Source organism: Ramlibacter sp. P4_H7, from assembly GCF_056400765.1.
Map to the genome: position 1 here is coordinate 64,365 of NZ_JBFUKP010000020.1, position 21,321 is coordinate 85,685.

23 protein-coding genes and 1 tRNA gene are annotated in these 21,321 nt (G+C 68.1%); 22 read left to right on the forward strand and 2 right to left on the reverse strand.

The genetic code is table 11. From position 1 onward, the window contains the following. Positions 1-47: 47 nt before the first annotated feature. Both tsaD and AC1DSA_RS21645 read left to right on the forward strand, forming a co-directional pair. Positions 48-1,085 (forward strand): tRNA (adenosine(37)-N6)-threonylcarbamoyltransferase complex transferase subunit TsaD, encoded by a 1,038-nt coding sequence (tsaD, locus tag AC1DSA_RS21640; RefSeq protein ID WP_477892960.1) that lies wholly within the window; start codon positions 48-50, stop codon positions 1,083-1,085. A gap of 108 nt (positions 1,086-1,193) precedes the next feature. Further along, positions 1,194-1,838 carry a class I SAM-dependent methyltransferase gene (locus tag AC1DSA_RS21645; protein ID WP_477892961.1) on the forward strand — a complete coding sequence of 215 codons (645 nt, stop codon included), beginning with the start codon at positions 1,194-1,196 and terminating at the stop codon, positions 1,836-1,838. Here the strand turns inward: AC1DSA_RS21645 and AC1DSA_RS21650 are convergent. Then, complete coding sequence (locus tag AC1DSA_RS21650) at positions 1,807-2,733, reverse strand: LysR family transcriptional regulator (protein WP_477892962.1); 927 nt, start codon at positions 2,731-2,733, stop codon at positions 1,807-1,809. The genes AC1DSA_RS21645 and AC1DSA_RS21650 overlap by 32 nt on opposite strands. Positions 2,734-2,853: 120 nt before the next feature. On the opposite strand from AC1DSA_RS21650, the gene AC1DSA_RS21655 reads away from it, so the two are divergent. Beyond that, positions 2,854-3,039 carry a hypothetical protein gene (locus AC1DSA_RS21655; RefSeq protein ID WP_477892963.1) on the forward strand — a complete coding sequence of 62 codons (186 nt, stop codon included), beginning with the start codon at positions 2,854-2,856 and terminating at the stop codon, positions 3,037-3,039. A gap of 60 nt (positions 3,040-3,099) precedes the next feature. Here AC1DSA_RS21655 and AC1DSA_RS21660 read toward each other — a convergent pair whose 3' ends face one another. After that, on the reverse strand, positions 3,100-3,477 hold the full coding sequence (locus tag AC1DSA_RS21660) for an Hsp20/alpha crystallin family protein (protein ID WP_477892964.1): 378 nt from the start codon (positions 3,475-3,477) through the stop codon (positions 3,100-3,102). A gap of 138 nt (positions 3,478-3,615) precedes the next feature. On the opposite strand from AC1DSA_RS21660, the gene AC1DSA_RS21665 reads away from it, so the two are divergent. The 19 genes from AC1DSA_RS21665 to nuoK all read left to right on the forward strand — a co-directional run bounded on the left by AC1DSA_RS21665 (position 3,616) and on the right by nuoK (position 21,305). Beyond that, positions 3,616-4,887 carry a branched-chain amino acid ABC transporter substrate-binding protein gene (locus AC1DSA_RS21665; RefSeq protein ID WP_477892965.1) on the forward strand — a complete coding sequence of 424 codons (1,272 nt, stop codon included), beginning with the start codon at positions 3,616-3,618 and terminating at the stop codon, positions 4,885-4,887. Positions 4,888-5,016: 129 nt separating this feature from the next. Beyond that, positions 5,017-6,171 (forward strand): pyridoxal phosphate-dependent aminotransferase, encoded by a 1,155-nt coding sequence (locus tag AC1DSA_RS21670; RefSeq protein WP_477892966.1) that lies wholly within the window; start codon positions 5,017-5,019, stop codon positions 6,169-6,171. Between the two features lie 303 nt (positions 6,172-6,474). Continuing rightward, complete coding sequence (rpsO, locus tag AC1DSA_RS21675; RefSeq protein WP_477892967.1) at positions 6,475-6,738, forward strand: 30S ribosomal protein S15; 264 nt, start codon at positions 6,475-6,477, stop codon at positions 6,736-6,738. Between the two features lie 185 nt (positions 6,739-6,923). Further along, positions 6,924-9,275: a polyribonucleotide nucleotidyltransferase gene (pnp, locus tag AC1DSA_RS21680; RefSeq protein WP_477892968.1), complete on the forward strand. Its 2,352-nt coding sequence runs from the start codon at positions 6,924-6,926 to the stop codon at positions 9,273-9,275. A gap of 73 nt (positions 9,276-9,348) precedes the next feature. Beyond that, positions 9,349-10,341: an NAD(P)H-quinone oxidoreductase gene (locus AC1DSA_RS21685; RefSeq protein WP_477892969.1), complete on the forward strand. Its 993-nt coding sequence runs from the start codon at positions 9,349-9,351 to the stop codon at positions 10,339-10,341. 5 nt (positions 10,342-10,346) lie between these two features. Continuing rightward, positions 10,347-11,099 carry a triose-phosphate isomerase gene (tpiA, locus tag AC1DSA_RS21690; RefSeq protein ID WP_477892970.1) on the forward strand — a complete coding sequence of 251 codons (753 nt, stop codon included), beginning with the start codon at positions 10,347-10,349 and terminating at the stop codon, positions 11,097-11,099. A 34-nt stretch (positions 11,100-11,133) separates the two neighbouring features. Next, a complete protein-coding gene (gene secG, locus AC1DSA_RS21695; protein ID WP_477892971.1) occupies positions 11,134-11,571 on the forward strand; it encodes a preprotein translocase subunit SecG in 438 nt (145 codons plus the stop codon). A gap of 137 nt (positions 11,572-11,708) precedes the next feature. Beyond that, positions 11,709-11,793, forward strand: a tRNA-Leu gene (locus tag AC1DSA_RS21700). Between the two features lie 56 nt (positions 11,794-11,849). Further along, entirely contained in the window at positions 11,850-12,221 is a 372-nt protein-coding gene (locus AC1DSA_RS21705; protein ID WP_477892988.1) for an NADH-quinone oxidoreductase subunit A, read from the forward strand. Between the two features lie 37 nt (positions 12,222-12,258). After that, positions 12,259-12,738, forward strand: coding sequence for a NuoB/complex I 20 kDa subunit family protein (locus AC1DSA_RS21710; protein ID WP_201177866.1), 480 nt, complete (start codon positions 12,259-12,261; stop codon positions 12,736-12,738). 9 nt (positions 12,739-12,747) lie between these two features. Beyond that, complete coding sequence (locus tag AC1DSA_RS21715; protein ID WP_477892972.1) at positions 12,748-13,362, forward strand: NADH-quinone oxidoreductase subunit C; 615 nt, start codon at positions 12,748-12,750, stop codon at positions 13,360-13,362. Positions 13,363-13,375: 13 nt separating this feature from the next. Next, on the forward strand, positions 13,376-14,629 hold the full coding sequence (locus AC1DSA_RS21720) for an NADH-quinone oxidoreductase subunit D (protein ID WP_477892973.1): 1,254 nt from the start codon (positions 13,376-13,378) through the stop codon (positions 14,627-14,629). Next, complete coding sequence (nuoE, locus tag AC1DSA_RS21725; RefSeq protein WP_477892974.1) at positions 14,626-15,117, forward strand: NADH-quinone oxidoreductase subunit NuoE; 492 nt, start codon at positions 14,626-14,628, stop codon at positions 15,115-15,117. Before AC1DSA_RS21720 ends, nuoE begins: the two co-directional genes overlap by 4 nt. After that, a complete protein-coding gene (gene nuoF / locus AC1DSA_RS21730; RefSeq protein ID WP_477892975.1) occupies positions 15,117-16,502 on the forward strand; it encodes an NADH-quinone oxidoreductase subunit NuoF in 1,386 nt (461 codons plus the stop codon). Before nuoE ends, nuoF begins: the two co-directional genes overlap by 1 nt. Before the next feature lie 4 nt (positions 16,503-16,506). Then, on the forward strand, positions 16,507-18,627 hold the full coding sequence (nuoG, locus tag AC1DSA_RS21735) for an NADH-quinone oxidoreductase subunit NuoG (RefSeq protein ID WP_477892976.1): 2,121 nt from the start codon (positions 16,507-16,509) through the stop codon (positions 18,625-18,627). Next, complete coding sequence (gene nuoH, locus AC1DSA_RS21740) at positions 18,624-19,706, forward strand: NADH-quinone oxidoreductase subunit NuoH (protein WP_477892977.1); 1,083 nt, start codon at positions 18,624-18,626, stop codon at positions 19,704-19,706. Before nuoG ends, nuoH begins: the two co-directional genes overlap by 4 nt. An 87-nt stretch (positions 19,707-19,793) precedes the next feature. Continuing rightward, entirely contained in the window at positions 19,794-20,318 is a 525-nt protein-coding gene (gene nuoI / locus AC1DSA_RS21745; protein WP_477892978.1) for an NADH-quinone oxidoreductase subunit NuoI, read from the forward strand. Positions 20,319-20,334: 16 nt separating this feature from the next. Continuing rightward, positions 20,335-21,000: an NADH-quinone oxidoreductase subunit J gene (locus tag AC1DSA_RS21750; RefSeq protein WP_477892979.1), complete on the forward strand. Its 666-nt coding sequence runs from the start codon at positions 20,335-20,337 to the stop codon at positions 20,998-21,000. Continuing rightward, entirely contained in the window at positions 20,997-21,305 is a 309-nt protein-coding gene (gene nuoK, locus AC1DSA_RS21755) for an NADH-quinone oxidoreductase subunit NuoK (RefSeq protein WP_477892980.1), read from the forward strand. Before AC1DSA_RS21750 ends, nuoK begins: the two co-directional genes overlap by 4 nt. Positions 21,306-21,321: the final 16 nt, after the last annotated feature.

Consider the following 21,321-nt stretch of genomic DNA (forward strand, 5'->3'; position numbering starts at 1 on the left):
AGCATGCCGCCCCGTGGGGACAAGGTCCGGCCGCTACACTCGGACGCATGATCGTTCTGGGAATCGAGTCGTCCTGCGACGAGACCGGCGTGGCGCTGGTCGAATCCACCGGGACGGGCGTCCCGGTGCTGCGCGCCCACGCGCTGCACAGCCAGATCGACATGCACCAGGCCTATGGCGGCGTGGTGCCGGAGCTGGCGAGCCGGGACCACATCCGACGCGTGCTGCCGCTGGCCGAACAGGTGCTGGCGGCGTCCGGCTGCGCGCTTGCCGACGTGGACGTCGTCGCCTACACGCGCGGGCCGGGGCTCGCGGGCGCCTTGCTGGTGGGTGCGGGCGTCGCCTGCGCGCTGGGTTCGGCGCTGGGCCGGCCGGTGCTGGGCGTGCACCACCTGGAAGGCCACCTGCTGTCGCCCTTCCTCAGCGGCGATCCGCCGGAATTTCCCTTCATCGCGCTGCTGGTGTCGGGCGGCCACACGCAACTGATGCAGGTGGAAGGCGTGGGCCAGTACCGAACGCTGGGCGAGACCATCGACGATGCGGCCGGCGAGGCCTTCGACAAGTCGGCCAAGCTGCTCGGCCTGGGCTATCCGGGCGGACCGGCGCTGGCCAAGCTGGCGGAGCAGGGCGACCCCGCCGCGTTCAAGCTGCCGCGGCCGCTGCTGCACAGCGGCGACCTCGACTTCTCCTTCGCCGGCCTCAAGACGGCCGTGCTGACGCAGGCGCACAAGCTGGGCGACCAGCTGGCGGCGCGCCGGGCCGACCTCGCCGCCTCCACCGAGGCTGCGATTGTCGAGGTGCTCGTAAGGAAATCACTGATGGCCCTGGACCGCAGCGGCCTGCAGCGCATCGTGGTTGCCGGCGGCGTGGGGGCCAACCTGCGGCTGCGATCCCAGCTCGACCTTGCCTGCGCCAGGCGGGGGGTGCGGGTGCACTACCCGGAACTGTCCCTGTGCACCGACAACGGCGCCATGATCGCGCTGGCGGCGGCCATGCGGCTGCAGGCGGGCGTGCAGCAGGCCACCCCCAGCTACGCCTTCGACGTCAAGCCGCGCTGGCCGCTGGAGCACTTGACGGCACCCTGACGCCGGCCGGGGACGCGCGGCCCCCCCGGGGCACTGCGCGCATCGCCATCGCACGGAGGACGGGTTTTCCGCAAGGATGGGGACAGTTCCCGTGCCTAAGATGGCTGCATGAGCGTCCTGGCCACCACCTCCCAGCCCTTCGACGATCCGGCAGGCACCTGGAACCGCCGTTTCTCGGAGTCGGGCTACCTGTTCGGCACGGAGCCCAATGGCTGGCTGCGCGAGCACGCGCACCTGTGGCAGGCCGGACAACGCGTGCTGTGCGTGGCCGACGGCGAAGGGCGCAACAGCGTCTATCTCGCGGACCGGGCGGTGACGGTCGATGCCTTCGACATCTCCGAGGTGGCGGTGCGCAAGGCGCGCGACTTCGCGCGCGGCACCGGCGTCAAGGTCAACTTCGCCGTCGCCGACATCGCGCAGCTGCAGTGGCCCGAGAACCTGTACGACGGCGTGGCGGCGATCTTCATCCAGTTCGCCGATCCCGAGATGCGCGCGCGCATCTTCACCGGCATGCAGCGCTGCCTGAAGCCGGGCGGCACGCTGCTGCTGCAGGGCTACACGCCCAGGCAGCTGGAATTCCGCACCGGCGGGCCGCCCTTCGCTTCGCACATGTACACGCCGGAACTGCTGCGCGATGCCTTCGCCGGCATGGAGATCCTGGAGCTGCGCGAGTACGAGGCGGAACTGGCCGAAGGCACCGGGCACAAGGGCCACTCGGCCCTCATCGGGCTGGTGGCACGGAAGGCGACCTGAGGCCGCCGCCGAACCATTCGCTCCAGTAGTCCAGGCAGGCCTGGATCTTGGGCAGGCGGTGGCGCCTGCCCGCCGTCACTGCGTACACCGGCACCGGCCCCAGGTCGACGAACTCCGCCAGCACCGGCACCAGCACACCCTGCTGCACCAGCACGTCGCCCACCAGCGTGGCGAGCCGGCCGATGCCCAGTCCCTGCAGCACCATGGTCGCCGCCATGTTGGTGTCGTTGGCGCGCCATCGGCCCTGCGCCGCGAAGGTCCAGGGCTCGCCGTCGACGTGGAAGGGCCATTCGTTCAGCACGGTGACGGCGCTGTTGGTGATCAGCGTGTGGCCGGCCAGCTGCTCCGGGCGGGCGGGCAGCCCGTGCGCCTGCGCATAGGCGGGCGCCGCGTACAGCGCGCGGCCCAGCGTGCCGATCTGGCGTGCCACCACGGTGTCCGGCAGGGTGGGCGCGGTGCGGATCGAGATGTCGATGCGTTCGCGCGTGAGGTCCACCAGCCGGTCGCCCACTTCCAGCTCCACCTGCAGGCGCGGATGGCGTTGCGCGAGGCCGGCGAGGCTGGGAACCAGCTGGTACTGCGCCACCACGGTGCTGGCGGCCACGCGCACCAGGCCGCTGGGCTCGCCCGAGCGCGCGGCGAACTCGCCTTCCAGTTCCTCCATCGCGAACAGCGCGCGCCGGCCGTACTCGAGGAAGGTGCGGCCTTCCTCGGTGAGCGACAGGCCGTGGGTGGAGCGGTGCATCAGCCGCGCGCCGCAGGCTTTCTCCAGCCGCGCGAGCGTGCGCGAGACCTGGCTGACGGGGACGTCGCGCTCGCGCGCGGCCGCGGAGAGCGAGCCCAGTTCGGCCACCCGCGCAAAGAGCGCCATCTCGTCGAACTGCAGGTTGCGCATGGGCTGCGATGGTAGCGGCGGCCGGCCGTCCTTGCTGCGCCTGCAAAAGCGAATTGCGGCGGGCGCCGTTTCCCCGGGGGCGCGGGCTTCCTAGAGTGGATGCGTCACCAGGAGCACCGCATGGACTACCGCTACACCGAGGATTTCGCGCGCAGGATGGAGCTGGCCGAACTGCGGGCGCACGCGCTGCGCCACGAGGCGAGCGAAGCGTTCTGGCACGCGGTGGCCGATGGATTGCGCCGGGCCTTCGCCGCGCTGCGGCGACGGTGGGCAGGCCGCGCGCAATGCAGGACGCCCGTGCTGTGAGGCACGGGCGTCCGTCGGGAGAAGGGCTCCCGGCGCGAGCCGGGAGGGCGCGCAGGCGCCTTACTTCACTTCGATCTGGCGGGACGTGGCCACCGGCTTCTTCTTGCCGAGGCTGAGGGTCAGCACGCCGTTTTCCAGCTTGGCCGAGGTCGCTTCGGCGTCGATGTCCGCCGGCAGTTCGTAGGCGGCCTGGTACTGGCGCGGGGCGTCCTTGGCGGTCGCGACACGGACCACGGCGCCGTCGACGTCGATGGTCAGCTGCTCGCGGGTGACGCCGGGCACGTCCAGCGACACGGTCCAGGCTTCGTCGTTCTGCTCCACCTTCACGCCGGTCTTGACCGGGGCGAAGAAGGAATCGGCCAGGAAGCGCTCGAAGCTGCGGTCGACGCCGCGGGCGGGAACGAAGGAACGGGTGCGAAGGGCGGGTGCGAAGATCATGGCAACTCCTGTCTGGATTCGGGGTGGGCGCGGCGCCATCGGTGGCGCCGCGTCCGTTTAAACTGCGCGGCTCTCGCATCGATCGCCGCCTGGTCCCCATCTGCGCGCCGGGCTTCGCTTTTCAAGGGATTCCCTCGCATGAAAAAACTCCGTCGCGCGGTCTTGAAATCGCTCGCCGCGGCAGCATTTCTGCCCGCCTTCGTCCACGCCCAGGCCCCCGCCGCGCCCATCAAGCTCGCCATGATCGAGGGCCTGTCCGGCGGCAACGCCAACGGCGGCGAGGCGGTGTTCCGCAACCTGGTGTGGGCGGTGGAGCGCGTCAACCAGCGCGGCGGCGTGAAGACGCGCGAAGGCGCGCGCCCGCTGCAGCTGGATCGCTACGACAGCAAGGGCCAGATCGAGGAGGCGCTGTCCTCGCTGCGGTCCGCCATCGACGACGGCGCGCGCGTCATCCTGCAGGGCAATTCATCCGCCGTGGCCGCGGCGCTGATCGAAGCGGTGAACAAGCACAACGAACGCGAGCCGCAGCGCCGCGTGGTGTTCCTGAACTACTCCGCGGTCGACCCGATCCTGACCAACGAGAAGTGCAGCTTCTGGCACTTCCGCTTCGACGCGCACGCCGACATGCGCATGGGCGCGCTGATGGCGGTGCTGAAGGACGACGCGGCGGTGAAGTCGGTCTACCTCATCAATCCCGACTACAGCTTCGGCCAGGCCGTGCAGCGCGAGGCGAAGCGGCAGCTGGCCTTGCAGCGCCCCGACGTGAAGGTGGTCGCCGAGGAACTGCATCCGCTGCTGCGCATCAAGGACTTCGCGCCCTACGCCACCAAGATCAAGGCGAGCGGCGCCGACGCCGTGGTCACCGGCAACTTCAGCAACGACCTCACGCTGCTGGTGAAGGCCGCGCGCGAGGTGGGCTACGAAGGGCGCTTCTACACCTTCTACGGCAATGCGCTGGGCGCGCCCGCCGCGATGGGCGACGCAGGCATCGGCAAGGTGCTGGCCGTGGCCGACTGGCTGCCCAACGTGCCCGCCGCGCAGAGCGACGCCTTCTACCAGTCGTTCCGCCAGCGCTATCCGCGGCCGGCCGACGACTACGTGCACATGCGCCTGCAGCTGATGATCGAGGCGCTGGCGCAGGCCATCGAGAAGTCGGGCACGGTGGAGGCGGTGCCGCTGGCGAACGCGCTGGAGCAGGCCGCCGTGTCCTTCTCCGGCTGGGTGGGCACGATGCGCGCCGCCGACCACCAGTTCCAGCAGCCGCTGGTGGTGGGGATGATGGACCGCCAGGGCACGCCCGGCGTCAAGTTCGACGTCGAAGGCTCCGGCTACGGCTTCCGCGTGGTGCGCCAGTTCCCGCCGCCGAAGGTCGAAATGCCCCACAGCTGCAAGATGGTCCGGCCCACCTGAGAATAGGCCCACCCCCGAAGCGCCTTCGGCGCCTCCCCCTCAAGGGGGCGCCACCAGCGGCCCGGCAAAGCCGGTTCCGCGGTGGCACGCGATGGGGAGACACCTGGGTACACCTGAAATACTTTGACCATGCGACAAACCGTCCTCGATCTGGAAGAAAGCAAGATCCGTGAAGTGGCCAATGCCGGCATGGGGCGCAGCGACGTGCTGGCCTTCTGGTTCGGCGAGAGCGACGAGGTCACGCCGGAATTCATCCGCGAGGCGGCGATCGCGTCGCTGCGCTCCGGCGAGACCTTCTACGCGCACAACCTGGGTCTGCCGGAGCTGCGTGAAGCCATCTCCGCGTACACCTCGAAGCTGCACGGGCCGGTGGGCCCCGAGCGCATCGCCGTCACTTCGGGCGGCGTCAACGCCCTGATGCTGGCCTGCCAGGCGGTGGTGGATGCCGGCGACGAGGTGGTGGCCGTCACGCCCGTGTGGCCCAACCTGCCGGCGCAGGCCCTGATCATGGGCGCGAAGCTGAAGACGGTGTCCCTGACCCCGAAGCAGGGCGCCTGGACGCTGGACCTGCAGAAGCTGCTGTCGGCGATCACGCCGGCCACGCGGCTGCTGATCGTCAACGCGCCGAACAACCCGACGGGCTGGACCCTCTCGCGCGACGAGCAGCAGGCCATTGTGGACCACTGCCGCAAGACCGGCACCTGGATCCTGGCCGACGAGGTGTACGAGCGGCTGTACTACGAGCCGACGGCGAACGGCTGCGCGCGGAGCTTCCTGGACGTGGCGCGTCCCGACGACCGCCTGATCGTGGCGCACAGCTTCTCCAAGAGCTTCCTGATGACGGGCTGGCGCCTGGGCTGGCTGGTGATGCCGGCGCCCATGACCCACCACATGGGCAAGCTGATCGAGTTCAACACCTCCTGCGCCAGCGTGTTCACGCAGCGCGCGGCGGTGGAAGCCATGCGCCGCACCGACGAAGTCACGCCCCGCGTGGTGGCGCACCTGAAGAGCTGCCGCGACACGCTGGTGCCACTGCTGCAGGCCCTGCCCGGCGTCGAGCTGACCCCGGCCAAGGGCGGCATGTACGCCTTCTTCAAGCTCGACGGGCAGGACGATTCGCTGGCGCTGGCCAAGCGGCTGGTGGCCGAAGCAGGGATCGGGCTGGCGCCCGGCAACGCCTTCGCGCCGGAAGCGCAGGGCTGGCTGCGCTGGTGCTTCGCCAGCAAGGACGTTTCCCGGCTGCGGCAGGGCGTCGACCGGCTGGCGACCTGGCTCGCCAGGTAGGCTGAGGCGTCCTCGTGGGCTGGGGCGTGCTGGCGCGCGGGGCGTCCTCGTAGGCTGGCGGTGAGCGCGCGAAGCGCCGAACCCCAGCGCTTCGCTCGACCGCTGGGGTTCGCCTGCGGGCTCACCGCCAGCCTACGAGGCTTACCCCAGCCTACGAGGCCGCGGCTGCGTGCCGCCCCAAACCCCCGCGCCGGCCGGGACATCGCCCTCGGCTATAATCCTCGGGTTCTGCATCCGCAGAGCGCACGTAGGGCCGCAGTTCCGGCAGCCCTTCGCAAGTCAACAAGTTTCAAAGGACACACCATGACCGCCCTCAACAAGGCAGAGGTCGTCGCGGCGCACGCCCGCGGCACCAACGACACCGGCAGCCCCGAAGTGCAAGTCGCACTGCTGACCGCCCGCATCAACGAGCTCACCCCGCACTTCAAGACGCACGCCAAGGACCACCACGGCCGCCGCGGACTGCTGCGCATGGTGAACCGACGCAAGAGCCTGCTCTCGTACCTGAAGAACAAGGACGCCGAGCGTTACACGGCCCTGATCACCAAGCTGGGCCTGCGCAAGTAATCGCGCAGCCCGCACCAGACGCCTGAGACAGTTTCGACAACTGCTCAGGCGTTTTTTACTTCGGAGCGGCAGGACCGGATACGCGCTGTGTCATTCCTCGGGGGTTTGCCCTCCCGAATCCCCGAGGAATGGCATCGTGTTCGGCCCCCATGCTCCGGCCAACCAGAGAAGAAAGAGGACAAGCCATGAGCATCTTCAACAAGGTCACCAAGTCGTTCCAGTGGGGCAACCACACCGTCACGATGGAGACGGGCGAGATCGCCCGCCAGGCCGGCGGCGCCGTGCTGGTGGACATCGAGGGCACCGTGGTGCTGGCCACCGTGGTGGCTTCCAAGAACGCCAAGCCGGGACAGGACTTCTTCCCCCTGACCGTCGACTACATCGAGAAGACCTACGCCGCCGGCAAGATCCCCGGGAGCTTCTTCAAGCGGGAAGCCAAGCCCTCCGAGCTGGAGACGCTGACCAGCCGCCTGATCGATCGCCCGATCCGCCCGCTGTTCCCCGAAGGCTTCTACAACGAAGTGCACGTGGTGATCCACACCGTGTCGCTCAATCCTGAAGTCGACGCCGACATCGCCGCCCTGATCGGCGTGTCCGCCGCGCTGTCGATCTCCGGCATCCCGTTCAACGGGCCGATCGGCGCCGCCCGCGTGGGCTATGTCAACGGCGAATACGTGCTGAACCCCGGCCCGTCCGCCCGCAAGATGTCCGACCTGGACCTGGTCGTCGCCGGCACCGAAGCCGCCGTGCTGATGGTCGAGTCCGAGGCGCAGCAGCTGTCCGAGGAAGTGATGCTGGGCGCCGTGGTGTTCGGCCACGAGCAGGGCAACGTCGCGATCAACGCCATCCACGAACTCGTGCGCGAAGCCGGCAAGCCGGTGTGGGACTGGCAGGCCCCGGCCAAGGACGAGGGCTTCGTCGCCCGCGTCACGCAGCTGGCCGAGGAGAAGTTCCGCGCCGCCTACCAGATCCGCAGCAAGCAGGCCCGCACGCACGCGCTGCGCGAGGCCGGCGCTTCGGTGCAGGTCGCGCTGAAGGAGCAGGGCGTCGAGTTCGATCCGATCAAGGTCGACAACCTGCTGTTCGACATCGAGGCGCGCATCGTGCGCAGCCAGATCCTGTCGGGCGAGCCGCGCATCGACGGCCGCGACACCCGCACCGTGCGCCCCATCGAGATCCGCACCGGCGTGCTGCCCCGCACCCACGGCTCCGCGCTGTTCACGCGCGGCGAGACCCAGGCGCTGGTGATCTCCACGCTGGGCACCGAGCAGGACGCGCAGCGCATCGACGCGCTGGCCGGCGAATACCAGGACCGCTTCCTGTTCCACTACAACATGCCTCCCTTCGCCACCGGCGAGACGGGCCGCATGGGCTCCACCAAGCGCCGCGAAGTCGGCCACGGCCGGCTGGCCAAGCGTGCGCTGATCCCGCTGCTGCCGTCGAAGGAAGAGTTCCCCTACGTGATGCGCGTGGTCTCCGAGATCACCGAGTCGAACGGCTCCTCGTCGATGGCATCGGTGTGCGGCGGCTGCCTGGCGCTGATGGACGCGGGCGTGCCGATGAAGGCCCACGTGGCCGGCATCGCCATGGGCCTGATCAAGGAAGGCAACCGCTTCGCGGTGCTGACCGACATCCTGGGCGACGAGGACCACCTGGGCGACATGGACTTCAAGGTGGCCGGCACGGTCAATGGCGTGACTGCCCTGCAGATGGACATCAAGATCCAGGGCATCACCAAGGAGATCATGCAGGTCGCGCTGGCGCAGGCCAAGGAAGCGCGCATGCACATCCTGGGCAAGATGCAGGAAGCGCTGGGCGAGGCCAAGACCGAAGTGAGCAACTTCGCGCCGCGCCTGTACACGATGAAGATCAACCCCGAGAAGATCCGCGACGTGATCGGCAAGGGCGGCGCGGTCATCCGCGCGCTGACCGAAGAGACCGGCACGCAGATCGACATCGCGGAAGACGGCACCATCACCATCGCCTCCACCGACGCCGACAAGGCCGCCGAGGCGAAGAAGCGCATCGAGCAGATCACCGCGGAAGTCGAAGTGGGCAAGGTCTACGAAGGCCCCGTCACCAAGATCCTGGACTTCGGCGCGCTGGTCAACCTGCTGCCCGGCAAGGACGGCCTGCTGCACATCAGCCAGATCGCCCACGAGCGCGTCGAGAAGGTCACCGACTACCTGTCCGAAGGCCAGGTGGTGCGCGTGAAGGTGCTCGAGACCGACGACAAGGGCCGCGTCAAGCTGTCCATGAAGGCGCTGGCCGACCGTCCGGAAGGCATGCCCGAGCGCGAGCCGCGCGAACCCCGTGGCGACCGTCCCCCGCGCGACGACCGCGGCGGCTACCGCGGTGATCGCGGCGACCGTGGCGGCGATCGTGGCGACCGCGGCGGCGACCGTCCCCCGCGCGAGCCGCGCGAGGCCCGCGAGCCGCGTGAACAACAGCGCGAACCCGCGCCCACGCTGCAGGACAACGGCGGCACCGGCGGCGGCAACTTCGGCGGCACCGGCGGCAACGAACCGCAGCAGTGAGGATGGCCTTCCGCGCTGCGCGCTTCACTGAATGCGCGCGGCAGCGGAGCCACGGACCCAAGCGAGCCCCATCATGAAAGCCATCGAGATCACGCAATACGGCGCGCCGGAAGTCCTGCGCGCCGGTGAGCGCCCCGACCCGGTCGCGGCCGCGGGCGAGGTGCTGATCCGCGTCACCGCGAGCGGCATCAACCGGCCCGACGTGCTCCAGCGCACCGGCAACTACCCGGTGCCGCCGGGTGCGTCGGACATCCCCGGCCTGGAAGTGGCGGGCACCATCGCGGGCGGCGACGCCGCCGCGATGGCGGCTGCCGGCTTCAAGGTAGGTGACCGCGTCTGCGCGCTGGTCGCCGGGGGCGGCTACGCCGAGCTGTGCGTCGCCCCCGTGGGCCAGTGCCTGCCGGTGCCCAAGGGGCTGAGCGACGTCGAGGCGGCTTCGCTGCCGGAGACCTTCTTCACCGTGTGGAGCAACGTCTTCGACCGCGGCCGCCTGCAGCCCGGCGAGGCCTTCATGGTCCAGGGCGGCACCAGCGGCATCGGCGTGACGGCGATCCAGATGGCCAAGGCCATGGGCGCCGGCAAGGTGATCGCCACGGCCGGCTCCGACGACAAGTGCAAGGCCTGCGTCGACCTCGGCGCGGACCATGCGATCAACTACAAGACGCAGGACTTCGCCGAAGAAGCGAAGAAGCTCACCGACGGCAAGGGCGTGGACGTGATCCTCGACATGGTCGCCGGCACCTACGTGGACCGCGAGGTCAAGTGCGTCAACGAGGACGGCCGCATCGTGATCATCGCGGTGCAGGGCGGCACCAAGAGCGAATTCAACTCGGGTCTCGTGCTGCGCCGGCGCATCACGATCACGGGCTCGACGCTGCGCCCGCGGCCCGTCGCCTTCAAGGAGGCCATCGCGGCTTCCCTGAAGAAGAACATCTGGCCGCTCATCGAGGCCGGCAAGATCCGCCCCGTGATCTACAAGACCTTCTCGGCGGCGGACGCGGCGCAGGCCCACGCGCTGATGGAATCCAACCAGCACGTCGGCAAGATCGTCCTGACCTGGTCCTGAAGCAGATGCAGAAGAAGAAGCTGATCGCCGGCAACTGGAAGATGAACGGCAACCTGGAAGCCAACGACGCGCTCGTGCGCGCGCTGGTCGCCGGGATGAATGACGCGCGCTGCGAAGTCGCGGTCTGCGTGCCCGCGCCCTACCTGGCGCAGGTGCAGATGCTGCGGCACGGCTCCAGGCTGGACCTGGGTGCGCAGGACGTCTCGCAGCATGCCGGCGGCGCCTACACCGGCGAGGTGTCGGCCACCATGCTGCGCGAGTTCGGCGTGCGCTACGCCATCGTCGGCCATTCCGAACGCCGCCAGTACCACGGCGAGACCGATGCGCTGGTGGCCGAGAAGGCCAGGGCGGCGCTCGCGCACGGCATCACGCCGATCGTGTGCGTGGGCGAGACGCTGGCCGAACGCGAGGCCGGCAAGACGGAGGAAGTGGTCAAGCGCCAGCTGGCCGCGGTCATCCACGTCAACGGCCACTGCATCAGCGAGATCGTCGTCGCCTACGAACCGGTCTGGGCGATCGGCACCGGCAAGACCGCCTCCCCCGAGCAGGCGCAGCAGGTGCACGCGCTGCTGCGCAAGCAGCTCGCCGCCGCCAGCGAACAGGCCGAGCGGGTGCATGTCCTCTACGGCGGCAGCATGAACGCCGCCAACGCGGCCAGCCTGCTCGCCCAGCCCGACATCGACGGCGGCCTCATCGGCGGCGCCTCGCTGAAGGCGCCCGACTTCCTGCAGATCATTGCCGCCGCCAGCGCAGCCTGAGCGCGCGCGCCACAACAATTAGGAGTTATTCGAAATGAACGTTTTGCTGACCGCAGTGCTCGCCGTCCAGATCCTGACGGCGCTCGGCATGATCGGCCTCATCCTGCTGCAGCACGGCAAGGGCGCGGACATGGGCGCGGCCTTCGGCAGCGGCGCGTCCGGCAGCCTGTTCGGCGCCACCGGCAGCGCCAACTTCCTGTCGCGCACGACGGCCGTCCTGGCCGCGGTGTTCTTCGTCTGCACGCTGGCGCTGGCCTATTTCAGCCACAGCGTGCGTCCGACGTCCAGCGTCGGCTCCGTGCTGGAGCGCACCGCGCCGGCGCTGCCCGCCGCTTCCGCCGCCTCGGGCGCCGTGCCCGCTCCGGCCAGCCAGATCCCGTCCGGCGGCACCACCGTTCCGGCGTCGAAGGCACCCGCGACCACGGTGCCGGCGGTGCCCGCTTCCGGTGCCGGCCAGATCCCCACGAAGTGATCTAGGTCAATGGGCCAGGGCCCCGCTGCCCAGCAGTGGGCACCTTGTTTCAGAGTACACTTAGTGGTTGTCCGGATGCGCGCGCGTTTCACCTGAAACGCAGTCCCTCGCCAGCGTTTCGGACGGCTTCTAAGATTGCCGACGTGGTGAAATTGGTAGACACGCTATCTTGAGGGGGTAGTGGCGAAAGCTGTGCGAGTTCGAGTCTCGCCGTCGGCACCAAACAAAAGCCTGCCGGGCACTGCACCGGTGGCATGTCCAGCGGACCCGTGCCCCAGATGAACCTCGACCAGTATCTCCCTGTCCTCCTGTTCATCCTCGTCGGCGTCGGTGTCGGCGTCGCCCCGCAGGTGCTGGGCTGGGTCTTCGCCAAGGGCATGGGCGTCCAGAACCCGGACCCCGCCAAGAACTCCCCCTACGAATGCGGCTTCGAAGCCTTCGAAGACGCGCGCATGAAGTTCGACGTGCGCTACTACCTCGTGGCCATCCTGTTCATCCTGTTCGACCTGGAAATCGCCTTCCTCTTCCCGTGGGCGGTGGCGCTCAAGGAAATCGGGCCGGTCGGCTTCTGGGCCATGATGATCTTCCTGGCCATCCTGGTCGTGGGCTTCGTCTACGAATGGAAGAAGGGCGCGCTGGACTGGGAGTGATCCCGGCCGCGCTCGCGATCTTTTTGAAAGTCACGTGATGGCAAACCAAGGCATTCTTGAAAAAGGTGTCGTGACCACGACCGTCGATACGGTCATCAACTGGGCCAAGACCGGCTCGCTGTGGCCCATGACCTTCGGCCTCGCCTGCTGCGCGGTGGAGATGATGCACGCGGGCGCCGCGCGCTACGACATCGACCGCTTCGGCATGCTGTTCCGTCCCAGCCCGCGCCAGTCCGACCTGATGATCGTGGCCGGCACGCTGTGCAACAAGATGGCCCCGGCCCTGCGCCGCGTGTACGACCAGATGGCCGAGCCGCGCTGGGTGCTGTCCATGGGCACCTGCGCCAATGGCGGCGGCTACTACCACTACAGCTACTCCGTCGTTCGCGGCTGCGACCGCATCGTGCCGGTGGACGTGTACGTGCCCGGCTGCCCGCCGACGGCCGAGGCGCTGCTGTACGGGATCATCCAGCTGCAGCAGAAGATCCGCCGCACGCAAACCATCGCCCGCGCCTGAGGAACGGCCATGAACCAAGCAGCCGTTTCCCCGCATCCCGAAACCGTGCGCGACGCCGTCACTGCAGCGCTGGGCGACCTGGCTCGCCGCGTCGACCTCGAGCTCGGTGAGATCACCGTGCTGGTCGCGCCCAAGGACTACCTCGAAGCGTGCCGCATCCTGCGCGACGCGCCCGGCTGCCAGTTCGAGCAGCTGATCGACGTCTGCGGCGTCGACTACTCCGAATACAAGATGGGCGAGTGGGACGGCCCGCGCTACGCGGTGGTGCTGCACCTGCTGTCCGTCACCCTGAACCAGCGCGTGCGCGTGCGCACCTTCGCGCCCGACGACGAACTGCCGGTGGTGGACTCGGTGACCGGCCTGTGGGCCTCCGCCAACTGGTTCGAGCGCGAGGCCTTCGACCTGTTCGGCATCGTGTTCGAGGGCCACTCGGACCTGCGCCGCATCCTCACCGACTACGGCTTCATCGGCCATCCCTTCCGCAAGGACTTCCCGGTCTCCGGCCACGTCGAAATGATCTACGACGCCGAGCGCAAGCGCGTCGTCTACCAGCCGGTGACGATCGAGCCGCGCGAGATCACGCCGCGGATCATCCGCGAAGAGAAGTACGGGGGCCTGCAGTAAGCGGGGACGTGCCATGGCAGAAATCAAGAACTACACCCTGAACTTCGGACCGCAGCACCCGGCCGCGCACGGCGTGCTGCGCCTGGTGCTGGAGCTCGACGGCGAAGTGATCCAGCGCGCCGACCCGCACATCGGCCTGCTGCACCGCGCCACCGAGAAGCTGGCCGAGACCCGCACCTACATCCAGTCGCTGCCCTACATGGACCGCCTCGACTACGTGTCGATGATGTCCAACGAGCACGCCTACTGCCTGGCCATCGAGAGGCTGCTGGGCGTCGAGGTGCCGGAGCGCGCCCAGTACATCCGCGTGATGTTCTCCGAGATCACCCGCCTGCTGAACCACCTGCTGTGGCTCGGCGCGCACGGCCTCGACTGCGGCGCGATGAACATGCTGATCTACTGCTTCCGCGAGCGGGAAGACCTGTTCGACATGTACGAGGCGGTGTCGGGGGCGCGCATGCACGCGGCCTACTTCCGCCCGGGCGGCGTGTACCGCGACCTGCCGGACACGATGCCGCAGTACAAGGCCAGCAAGATCCGCAACCAGCGCGAGATCACGCGCATGAACGAAGACCGCCAGGGCACCCTGCTGGACTTCATCGACGCCTTCACGCAGCGCTTCCCCAAGTACGTCGACGAGTACGAGACGCTGCTGACCGAGAACCGCATCTGGAAGCAGCGCACCGTGGGCATCGGCGTGGTCACGCCCGACCGTGCGCTCAACCTGGGCTTCAGCGGCCCGATGCTGCGCGGCTCCGGCATCCTGTGGGACCTGCGCAAGACGCAGCCCTACGAGGTGTACGACCGGATGGACTTCGACATCCCGATCGGCAAGACCGGCGATTCCTACGACCGCTACCTGGTGCGCGTGCAGGAACTGCGCGAGTCCAACCGCATCATTCAGCAGTGCGTCAGCTGGCTGCGCGCTAATCCGGGGCCGGTGATCACCGACAACCACAAGGTGGCGCCGCCGGACCGCGAGAGCATGAAGGCCAACATGGAGGAGCTGATCCACCACTTCAAGCTCTTCTCGGAAGGCATGCGCGTGCCCGAGGGCGAGGCCTATGCGGCGGTGGAACACCCCAAGGGCGAGTTCGGCATCTACATCGTGAGCGACGGCGCCAACAAGCCCTACCGCCTGAAGATCCGCGCCCCCGGCTTCGCCCACCTGTCCGCGATGGACGAGATGTCGCGCGGCCACATGATCGCCGACGCCGTCGCCATCATCGGGACCATGGACATCGTCTTCGGAGAGATCGATCGATGATTTCTGAATCGACCAAGCAGCGCTTCGCCCGCGAAGTGGCGAAGTACCCCGCGGACCAGAAGCAGTCCGCCGTGATGGCCTGCCTGGCCATCGTGCAGCAGGAGCAGGGCTTCGTCAGCAAGGACAGCGAGCACGAGATCGCCGCCTACCTCGGCATGCCCACCATTGCGGTGCACGAGGTGACGACCTTCTACAACATGTACAACCAGCAGAAGGTCGGCAAGTACAAGCTGAACGTCTGCACCAACCTGCCGTGCCAGCTGCGCGACGGCATGAAGGCGCTGCAGCACCTGGAAATGCGCCTGGGCATCGAGATGGGCGAGACCACGCCCGACGGCCTGTTCACGCTGCAGCAAAGCGAATGCCTGGGCGCCTGCGCCGACTCGCCCGTGCTGCTGGTGAACGACCGCACGATGTGCAGCTTCATGAGCACTGACAAGCTCGACCAGATGATCGACGGCCTGCGCAAGGCCGAGGGCGTGCAGTGATGAACGCCCAGCAAGTCCTCTCGCAGTTCCAGGCCACCGGCGTCCAGACCTGCTTCCACGGCCGCCACATCGACCCGCAGATCTACGCGGGCCTGGACGGCACCAACTGGCGGCGCGCCGATTACGAGGCGCGCGACGGCTACAAGGCCCTGCGCAAGATCCTGTCCGAAGGCCTGACGCAGGACCAGGTGATCGCCACCGTCAAGGAATCCGCGCTGCGCGGACGCGGCGGCGCCGGCTTCCCCACCGGCCTGAAGTGGAGCTTCATGCCCCGCCAGTTCCCGGGCCAGAAGTACCTGGTGTGCAACTCCGACGAGGGCGAGCCGGGCACCTGCAAGGACCGCGACCTGCTGGCGTACAACCCGCACATGGTCATCGAGGGGATGATCATCGCGGCCTACGCGATGGGCATCAACGTCGGCTACAACTACATCCACGGCGAGATCTTCGAGGTGTACGACCGCTTCGAGGAAGCGCTGGAGGAAGCCCGCGCGGCCGGCTACCTGGGCAACAACATCCTGGGTTCCAGCTTCAGCTTCCAGCTGCATGCGGCGCACGGCTTCGGCGCCTACATCTGCGGCGAGGAGACGGCGCTGCTCGAATCGCTGGAAGGCAAGAAGGGCCAGCCGCGCTTCAAGCCGCCGTTCCCGGCCAGCTTCGGCCTGTACGGCAAGCCCACCACGATCAACAACACCGAGACCTTCGCGGCGGTGCCCTGGATCATCCGCAACGGCGGCCAGGCCTACCTCGATTGCGGCAAGCCGAACAACGGCGGCACCAAGATCTTCTCGGTCTCGGGCGACGTCGAACTGCCCGGCAACTACGAGGTTCCGCTGGGCACGCCCTTCGCGAAGCTGCTGGAACTGTGCGGCGGCGTGCGCGGCGGCCGCAAGCTCAAGGCGGTGATCCCCGGCGGCTCGTCCGCCCCGGTGCTGCCGGCGGACATCATGATGAACTGCACGATGGACTACGACTCCATCGCCAAGGCGGGCTCCATGCTCGGCTCGGGCGCGGTGATCGTGATGGACGAGACGCGCGACATGGTCGAGAGCCTGCTGCGCCTGTCCTACTTCTACATGCACGAGTCCTGCGGCCAGTGCACGCCCTGCCGCGAAGGCACGGGCTGGATGTGGCGCGTGATCGACCGCATCCAGAACGGGCATGGCAAGGCCAGCGACCTGGACCTGCTCAACTCGGTGGCCGACAACATCCAGGGCCGCACCATCTGCGCGCTGGGCGATGCCGCGGCGATGCCGGTGCGCGCGATGATCAAGCACTTCCGGCACGAGTTCGAAGCCAAGATCGCGGCGGGTTCCAACGCCGCTGCCCTCACCCCGGCCCTCTCCCAGGGGGAGAGGGTGAGTACCGAAGCGCGGAGCGCTTAGTCACATGATCGAAATTGAACTCGACGGGCAGAAGGTGGAGGTCACCGAGGGCAGCATGATCATGCATGCCGCGGACAAGGCCGGCACCTACATCCCGCACTTCTGCTACCACAAGAAGCTCTCCATCGCGGCCAACTGCCGCATGTGCCTGGTCGACGTGGAGAAGGCGCCCAAGCCGATGCCGGCCTGCGCCACGCCCGTCACCAATGGGATGATCGTCCGCACCAAGAGCGACAAGGCGATCAAGGCGCAGCAGTCCGTCATGGAATTCCTGCTGATCAACCACCCGCTGGACTGCCCGATCTGCGACCAGGGCGGCGAATGCCAGCTGCAGGACCTGGCGGTCGGCTACGGTGCCGGCGGCTCGCGCTACGAGGAAGAAAAGCGCGTGGTCATGCACAAGGACGTCGGTCCGCTGATCTCCATGGAGGAGATGAGCCGCTGCATCCACTGCACCCGCTGCGTGCGCTTCGGCCAGGAAATCGCCGGCGTGATGGAGCTGGGCATGATCCACCGCGGCGAGCACAGCGAGATCACCACGGTGCTGGGCGACACGGTCGACTCCGAAGTCTCCGGCAACATGATCGATCTGTGCCCGGTCGGCGCGCTCACCAGCAAGCCTTTCCGCTACAGCGCCCGTCCCTGGGAGCTGTCGCGCCGCAAGTCGGTGAGCCCGCACGATTCCACCGGCGCCAACCTGATCGTCCAGGTCAAGAACAACCGCGTGATGCGCGTCCTCCCGCTGGAGAACAACGACGTCAACGAGTGCTGGCTGGCCGACCGCGACCGCTTCTCCTACGAGGCGCTCAACACGCCCGAGCGCCTGACCTCGCCCATGATCAAGCATGGCGGCACCTGGAAGCAGGTCGACTGGCAGACCGCGCTCGAATACGTCGTGCGCGGCCTGGGTGAAATCCAGCGCGACCACGGGCCCCAGGCCATCGGCCTGCTGGCCAGCCCGCACAGCACCGTCGAGGAACTGTTCCTCGCACAGAAGCTGGTGCGCGCCCTGGGCAGCGAGAACATCGACCACCGCCTGCGCCACGCCGAGTTCCTGCCCTCCGAAGGGGTGCGGTGGCTGGGCACCAGCATCGCGTCGCTGTCGACGCTGCAGCGCGTGCTGGTCGTCGGCTCCAACCTGCGCAAGGAACACCCGCTGTTCGCGCTGCGCGTGCGCGCGGCCGTGCGTTCCGGCGCGCAGGTGAGCGTGATCCACGACCGCGAGGACGACTGGGCCATGCCCATCGCCGCCCGCTCCATCGCGGGCGCGGGGCAATGGGTGCAGGCACTGACCGACGTGGCCACCGCCATCGGCGAGCAAAAGGGCGAGAAGGCCCCGCTGCAGGGCCACGCCACCGACGCCGCCAAGGCCATCGCCGCCTCGCTGCTGTCCGGCGAGCGCAAGGCGATCCTGCTGGGCAACGCCGCCGCGCACCACCCGACCGCGTCCTCGCTGCTGTCGCTGGCCAACTGGATCGCCGACATGACCGGCGCCACCGTGGGCTACCTCACCGAGGCCGCCAACACCGTGGGCGCGCAGCTGGTGAACGCGATGCCGGGGCAGGGCGGCCTGAACGCCGCGCAGATGCTGTCCGGCAGCCTCAAGGCGCTGTTCCTGCTGAACACCGAACCCGCCTTCGACGCCGCCACCGGCGCCCGCGCGCTGGGCCAGCAAGGCAGCATGGTCGTCACGCTGAGCCCGTTCCAGGCCAACATGGACATCAGCGACGTGCTGCTGCCGATCGCGCCCTGGACCGAGACGCCCGGCACCTTCGTCAACGCCGAAGGCCGCGTGCAGGGCTTCCACGCCGTGGTCAAGCCCCTGGGCGAGGCCCGTCCCGCCTGGAAGGTGCTGCGCGTGCTGGCCAACATGCTGGGCCTGCAGGGCTTCGAGCACGAGTCCGCGCAGGACGTGCTGACCGAGGCGCGCGGCGCCGCCGATGTCGCCGAACCGCTGGTGCGCAGCCACCTGCTGTCCAACAAGACCGCCAAGGCGGCCTGGCTGGGCGACACCGACGCGAAACCGGTCGCCGCGTCCATCTACCAGCTCGATTCCTTCGTGCGCCGCGCGCCTTCGCTGCAGCTCACGGCCGACGCCCGCAAGGCGCAGGAGGTGACTGCATGATCGACACGATCTACGGCTACGGCAACGGCCTGATCGGCGCCCCCTGGTGGACCGGCGCCGGCTGGCCGGTCATCTGGACGCTGATCAAGATCGTCGTGGTGGTGCTGCCCCTGATGGGCGCGGTGGCCTACCTGACCCTGTGGGAACGCAAGGGCATCGGCTTCACCCAGCTGCGCCCCGGCCCCAACCGCGTGGGCCCCTTCGGCCTGCTGACGCCTATCGCCGACGCGCTCAAGCTGCTGACCAAGGAAATCATCCTTCCCACGGTCGCCAACAAGGGCCTGTTCTACCTCGGCCCGATCATGACCATCATGCCGGCGCTGGCCGCGTGGGCCGTGATCCCGTTCGGTCCCGAGGTCGCGCTGTCCAACATCAACGCGGGCCTGCTGTTCCTGATGGCCATCACCTCGCTCGAGGTGTACGGCGTGATCATCGCCGGCTGGGCGTCCAACTCGAAGTACGCCTTCCTGGGCGCGCTGCGCGCGTCCGCCCAGATGGTCAGCTACGAGATCGCCATGGGCTTCTGCCTGGTGGTGGTGCTGATGGTGTCCGGCAGCCTGAACATGACCGAGATCGTGCTGCAGCAGGACCGCGGCTACTTCGCCGACCGCGACATCAACTTCCTGTCGTGGAACTGGCTGCCGCTGCTGCCGATCTTCGTCGTCTACTTCATCTCCGGCCTGGCCGAGACCAACCGCCACCCGTTCGACGTGGTGGAAGGCGAATCGGAAATCGTGGCCGGCCACATGATCGAGTACTCGGGCATGTCCTTCGCCATGTTCTTCCTGGCGGAGTACGCCAACATGTGGCTGGTGTCCATCCTCGCGGTGGTCATGTTCCTGGGCGGCTGGCTGCCCCCGATCGACTCGTACCTGTTCAACCTCGTGCCGGGATGGATCTGGCTGGGCGCGAAGACCTTCGTGATGGTCACGATGTTCCTGTGGATCCGCTCGACCTTCCCGCGCTACCGCTACGACCAGATCATGCGCCTGGGCTGGAAGATCTTCATCCCGGTGACGCTCGTGTGGCTGGTGGTGGTCGGCGCCTGGATGCAGACCCCCTACAACGTCTTCAAGTGAATATGTGCCCCCAAACTCACATTCGTTCGCGGCCCCCCGAGGGGGCGCATGCCTCCCTTGAGGCGGCTCGGCGGGAGGCATAAGCCCATGTTGTCCTCCAACACATTGGCGGCGCGGTCCTCCGCCTTCTCGCTCCGGGACTTCCTCTCCAGCTTCATGCTGCTGGAGCTGTTCAAGGGCCTGCGCGTCACGGGCAAGTACTTCTTCGCCCGCAAGATCACCGTGCAGTTCCCGGAAGAGAAGACGCCGCTGTCGCCGCGCTTCCGCGGCCTGCACGCGCTGCGCCGCTACGAGAACGGCGAGGAACGCTGCATCGCCTGCAAGCTGTGCGAGGCCGTGTGCCCCGCGCTGGCGATCACCATCGAAAGCGAACAGCGCGCCGACGGCACCCGCCGCACCACGCGCTACGACATCGACCTCACCAAGTGCATCTTCTGCGGCTTCTGCGAGGAAAGCTGCCCGGTGGATTCCATCGTCGAGACGCACGTCCTGGAATACCACGGCGAAAAGCGAGGCGACCTGTACTTCACCAAGGACATGCTGCTGGCCGTGGGCGACCGCTACGAAGCCGAGATCGCGGCCAACCGCGCGGCCGACGCCAAGTACCGCTGAGGACAGGAAAACGAAAATGGACGTCCGGACCGGTCTCTTCTATCTCTTCGCGGTGGTGCTGCTGTTCGCGGCCTTCCGCGTGATCACCGCGCGCAACCCGGTGTATGCCGCGCTGTTCCTGGTGCTCACCTTCTTCCAGGCCGCCGGCGTGTGGCTGCTGCTGAAGGCGGAATTCCTGGCCATCTCGCTGGTGCTCGTGTACGTGGGCGCGGTGATGGTGCTGTTCCTGTTTGTCGTGATGATGCTGGACATCAACGTCGACGCGCTGCGGGCGGGCTTCTGGAAGCACTTCCCGCTGGCCGCCACCGTGGGCACGCTGATCGCCCTGGAAATGGCGGCGGTCCTGATGGGCGGCTTCCGTCCCACCGAGGAACCGCGCGCCGTGCCGGCCGCGGTGGCCGCGGCCCAGGCCGGCGTGCAGTACTCCAACACCAAGGAGCTGGGCCGGCTGCTGTACACCGAGTACCTGTTCCCGCTGGAGATCGCCGCCGTGATCCTGCTGGTGGCCATCGTGGCCGCCATCGCGCTGACCCTGCGCACCCGCAAGGACACCAAGCACACCAACCCGTCCGAGCAGGTGCGGGTGCGCGCGAGCGACCGCCTGCAGATCATCAAGCTGCCGCCGTCCCGCCCGGCGCAGCCCGAGCCGGCGCCCGTCGTGGCCGCGGAGACCAAGGCATGACCCTCACGCTTGGACACTTCCTGACGCTGGGCGCGATGCTGTTCGCGCTGTCGGTGATCGGCATCTTCCTGAATCGCCGCAACCTGATCGTGCTGCTGATGGCCATCGAGCTGATGCTGCTGGCGGTCAACATGAACTTCGTGGCGTTCTCGTACTACCTGGGCGACATGCACGGCCAGGTGTTCGTGTTCTTCATCCTGACGGTGGCGGCGGCGGAGTCGGCCATCGGCCTGGCGATCCTGGTGCTGCTGTTCCGCAACAAAGAAAACATCAACGTCGAAGAACTCAACGCCCTCAGGGGCTGAGGCCCGCCAGGGCGGG

Coding starts and splice junctions, on each gene's coding strand:
- AC1DSA_RS21660 (WP_477892964.1), bottom strand. CDS start 3,477: ATGATCTTCGCACCCGCCCTTCGCACCCGTTCCTTCGTTCCCGCCCGC.
- AC1DSA_RS21650 (WP_477892962.1), bottom strand. CDS start 2,733: ATGCGCAACCTGCAGTTCGACGAGATGGCGCTCTTTGCGCGGGTGGCC.
- AC1DSA_RS21665 (WP_477892965.1), top strand. CDS start 3,616: ATGAAAAAACTCCGTCGCGCGGTCTTGAAATCGCTCGCCGCGGCAGCA.
- pnp (WP_477892968.1), top strand. CDS start 6,924: ATGAGCATCTTCAACAAGGTCACCAAGTCGTTCCAGTGGGGCAACCAC.
- AC1DSA_RS21710 (WP_201177866.1), top strand. CDS start 12,259: ATGGCAAACCAAGGCATTCTTGAAAAAGGTGTCGTGACCACGACCGTC.
- nuoF (WP_477892975.1), top strand. CDS start 15,117: ATGAACGCCCAGCAAGTCCTCTCGCAGTTCCAGGCCACCGGCGTCCAG.
- AC1DSA_RS21750 (WP_477892979.1), top strand. CDS start 20,335: ATGGACGTCCGGACCGGTCTCTTCTATCTCTTCGCGGTGGTGCTGCTG.
- AC1DSA_RS21720 (WP_477892973.1), top strand. CDS start 13,376: ATGGCAGAAATCAAGAACTACACCCTGAACTTCGGACCGCAGCACCCG.
- nuoH (WP_477892977.1), top strand. CDS start 18,624: ATGATCGACACGATCTACGGCTACGGCAACGGCCTGATCGGCGCCCCC.
- AC1DSA_RS21655 (WP_477892963.1), top strand. CDS start 2,854: ATGGACTACCGCTACACCGAGGATTTCGCGCGCAGGATGGAGCTGGCC.
- AC1DSA_RS21670 (WP_477892966.1), top strand. CDS start 5,017: ATGCGACAAACCGTCCTCGATCTGGAAGAAAGCAAGATCCGTGAAGTG.
- AC1DSA_RS21705 (WP_477892988.1), top strand. CDS start 11,850: ATGAACCTCGACCAGTATCTCCCTGTCCTCCTGTTCATCCTCGTCGGC.
- rpsO (WP_477892967.1), top strand. CDS start 6,475: ATGACCGCCCTCAACAAGGCAGAGGTCGTCGCGGCGCACGCCCGCGGC.
- secG (WP_477892971.1), top strand. CDS start 11,134: ATGAACGTTTTGCTGACCGCAGTGCTCGCCGTCCAGATCCTGACGGCG.
- tpiA (WP_477892970.1), top strand. CDS start 10,347: ATGCAGAAGAAGAAGCTGATCGCCGGCAACTGGAAGATGAACGGCAAC.
- nuoI (WP_477892978.1), top strand. CDS start 19,794: ATGTTGTCCTCCAACACATTGGCGGCGCGGTCCTCCGCCTTCTCGCTC.
- AC1DSA_RS21715 (WP_477892972.1), top strand. CDS start 12,748: ATGAACCAAGCAGCCGTTTCCCCGCATCCCGAAACCGTGCGCGACGCC.
- nuoG (WP_477892976.1), top strand. CDS start 16,507: ATGATCGAAATTGAACTCGACGGGCAGAAGGTGGAGGTCACCGAGGGC.
- AC1DSA_RS21645 (WP_477892961.1), top strand. CDS start 1,194: ATGAGCGTCCTGGCCACCACCTCCCAGCCCTTCGACGATCCGGCAGGC.
- nuoE (WP_477892974.1), top strand. CDS start 14,626: ATGATTTCTGAATCGACCAAGCAGCGCTTCGCCCGCGAAGTGGCGAAG.
- AC1DSA_RS21685 (WP_477892969.1), top strand. CDS start 9,349: ATGAAAGCCATCGAGATCACGCAATACGGCGCGCCGGAAGTCCTGCGC.
- nuoK (WP_477892980.1), top strand. CDS start 20,997: ATGACCCTCACGCTTGGACACTTCCTGACGCTGGGCGCGATGCTGTTC.
- tsaD (WP_477892960.1), top strand. CDS start 48: ATGATCGTTCTGGGAATCGAGTCGTCCTGCGACGAGACCGGCGTGGCG.